The sequence below is a fragment of the Shewanella sp. POL2 genome, from assembly GCF_000282755.1.
Lineage (GTDB): Bacteria > Pseudomonadota > Gammaproteobacteria > Enterobacterales > Shewanellaceae > Shewanella > Shewanella xiamenensis.
Window position 1 is genome coordinate 1 of sequence record NZ_AKZL01000172.1, and the last position, 2,911, is coordinate 2,911.

The following is a 2,911-nucleotide window of genomic DNA, read 5'->3' on the forward strand; positions in this document are numbered from 1 at the left end:
GGTTAAGCGACTAAGCGTATACGGTGGATGCCTTGGCAGTCAGAGGCGATGAAGGACGTAGTAACTTGCGAAAAGCGTTGGCGAGCTAGTAACAAGCATTTGAGCTAACGATGTCCGAATGGGGGAACCCGGCCGCATAAGCGGTCATCGTAACGTGAATACATAGCGTTGCGAGGCAAACGAGGGGAACTGAAACATCTAAGTACCCTTAGGAAAAGAAATCAACCGAGATTCCCCTAGTAGCGGCGAGCGAACGGGGATTAGCCCTTAAGTCAGAGGGGTGTTAGTGGAATGGTCTGGAAAGTCCAGCGGCACAGGGTGATAGCCCCGTACACGAAAACTAACCTTTGATGAAAACGAGTAAGGCGGGACACGTGATATCCTGTTTGAATATGGGGGGACCATCCTCCAAGGCTAAATACTCCTGACTGACCGATAGTGAACCAGTACCGTGAGGGAAAGGCGAAAAGAACCCCTGTGAGGGGAGTGAAATAGAACCTGAAACCGTATACGTACAAGCAGTGGGAGCGGTACTTGAGACCGTGACTGCGTACCTTTTGTATAATGGGTCAGCGACTTACGTTTTGTAGCGAGGTTAAGCGAATAGCGGAGCCGTAGGGAAACCGAGTGTTAACTGCGCGTTTAGTTGCAAGGCGTAGACCCGAAACCCGGTGATCTAGCCATGGGCAGGTTGAAGGTTGAGTAACATCAACTGGAGGACCGAACCGACTAATGTTGAAAAATTAGCGGATGACTTGTGGCTGGGGGTGAAAGGCCAATCAAACCGGGAGATATCTGGTTCTCCTCGAAAGCTATTTAGGTAGCGCCTCGAGCGAATACCATTGGGGGTAGAGCACTGTTAAGGCTAGGGGGTCATCCCGACTTACCAACCCTTTGCAAACTCCGAATACCAATGAGTACTACTCGGGAGACAGACGGCGGGTGCTAACGTCCGTCGTCAAAAGGGAAACAACCCAGACCGTCAGCTAAGGTCCCAAAGTGTATGTTAAGTGGGAAACGATGTGGGAAGGCTTAGACAGCTAGGATGTTGGCTTAGAAGCAGCCATCATTTAAAGAAAGCGTAATAGCTCACTAGTCGAGTCGGCCTGCGCGGAAGATGTAACGGGGCTAAACATACCACCGAAGCTACGGGTGCAATTCATTAGAGTTGCGCGGTAGAGGAGCGTTCTGTAAGCCGTTGAAGGTGAAGGGGTAACCCACACTGGAGGTATCAGAAGTGCGAATGCTGACATGAGTAACGATAAAGGGGGTGAAAAACCCCCTCGCCGAAAGACCAAGGGTTCCTGTCCAACGTTAATCGGGGCAGGGTGAGTCGACCCCTAAGGTGAGGCCGAAAGGCGTAATCGATGGGAAACAGATTAATATTTCTGTACTTCCGCTAACTGCGATGGAGAGACGGAGAAGGCTAGGCTAGCGCGGCGTTGGTAGTCCGCGTTTAAGGTGGTAGGTGGGTGACTTAGGCAAATCCGGGTCACTATACACTGAGAGCTGATGACGAGTCCCCAAGGGGATGAAGTAGTTGATGCCATGCTTCCAGGAAAATCTTCTAAGCTTCAGGTTAGCGGGAATCGTACCCCAAACCGACACAGGTGGTCGGGTAGAGAATACCAAGGCGCTTGAGAGAACTCGGCTGAAGGAACTAGGCAAAATGGTACCGTAACTTCGGGAGAAGGTACGCTCTTGTTGGTGATGAGACTTGCTCTCTAAGCTGACGGGAGTCGCAGATACCAGGTGGCTGCAACTGTTTATCAAAAACACAGCACTGTGCAAACTCGCAAGAGGAAGTATACGGTGTGACGCCTGCCCGGTGCCGGAAGGTTAATTGATTGGGTTATCGCAAGAGAAGCTCATGATCGAAGCCCCGGTAAACGGCGGCCGTAACTATAACGGTCCTAAGGTAGCGAAATTCCTTGTCGGGTAAGTTCCGACCTGCACGAATGGCGTAATGATGGCCACGCTGTCTCCAGCCGAGACTCAGTGAAGTTGAAATTGCGGTGAAGATGCCGTATACCCGCGGCTAGACGGAAAGACCCCGTGAACCTTTACTATAGCTTGGCACTGAACATTGACCCTACATGTGTAGGATAGGTGGGAGACTATGAAGTTGGAACGCTAGTTCTGATGGAGTCGTCCTTGAAATACCACCCTTGTAGTGTTGATGTTCTAACTTGGCCCCATTATCTGGGGTAAGGACAGTGCCTGGTGGGTAGTTTGACTGGGGCGGTCTCCTCCCAAAGAGTAACGGAGGAGCACGAAGGTTGGCTAAGTACGGTCGGACATCGTACGGTTAGTGCAATGGCATAAGCCAGCTTAACTGCGAGACAGACACGTCGAGCAGGTACGAAAGTAGGTCATAGTGATCCGGTGGTTCTGAATGGAAGGGCCATCGCTCAACGGATAAAAGGTACTCCGGGGATAACAGGCTGATACCGCCCAAGAGTTCATATCGACGGCGGTGTTTGGCACCTCGATGTCGGCTCATCACATCCTGGGGCTGAAGTCGGTCCCAAGGGTATGGCTGTTCGCCATTTAAAGTGGTACGCGAGCTGGGTTCAGAACGTCGTGAGACAGTTCGGTCCCTATCTGCCGTGGGCGTTGGATGATTGAGGGGAGTTGCTCCTAGTACGAGAGGACCGGAGTGAACGAACCGCTGGTGTTCGGGTTGTCATGCCAATGGCATTGCCCGGTAGCTATGTTCGGAATCGATAACCGCTGAAAGCATCTAAGCGGGAAGCGAGCCCCAAGATGAGTCATCCCTTGGACTATAAGTCCACTAAAGAGCCGTTCGAGACTAGGACGTTGATAGGTCAGGTGTGTAAGCGTTGTGAGGCGTTGAGCTAACTGATACTAATGACTCGAGAGGCTTAACCATACAACCCAGATGGGTTTT

The 2,911-nt window shown here is 51.6% G+C and carries 1 rRNA gene; it reads left to right on the plus strand.

Features of this window, described 5'->3' with window-relative positions:
- Positions 1-2,893: ribosomal RNA gene (locus SHEWPOL2_RS21810) — 23S ribosomal RNA — on the plus strand.
- The last annotated feature ends 18 nt before the right edge of the window (positions 2,894-2,911 follow it).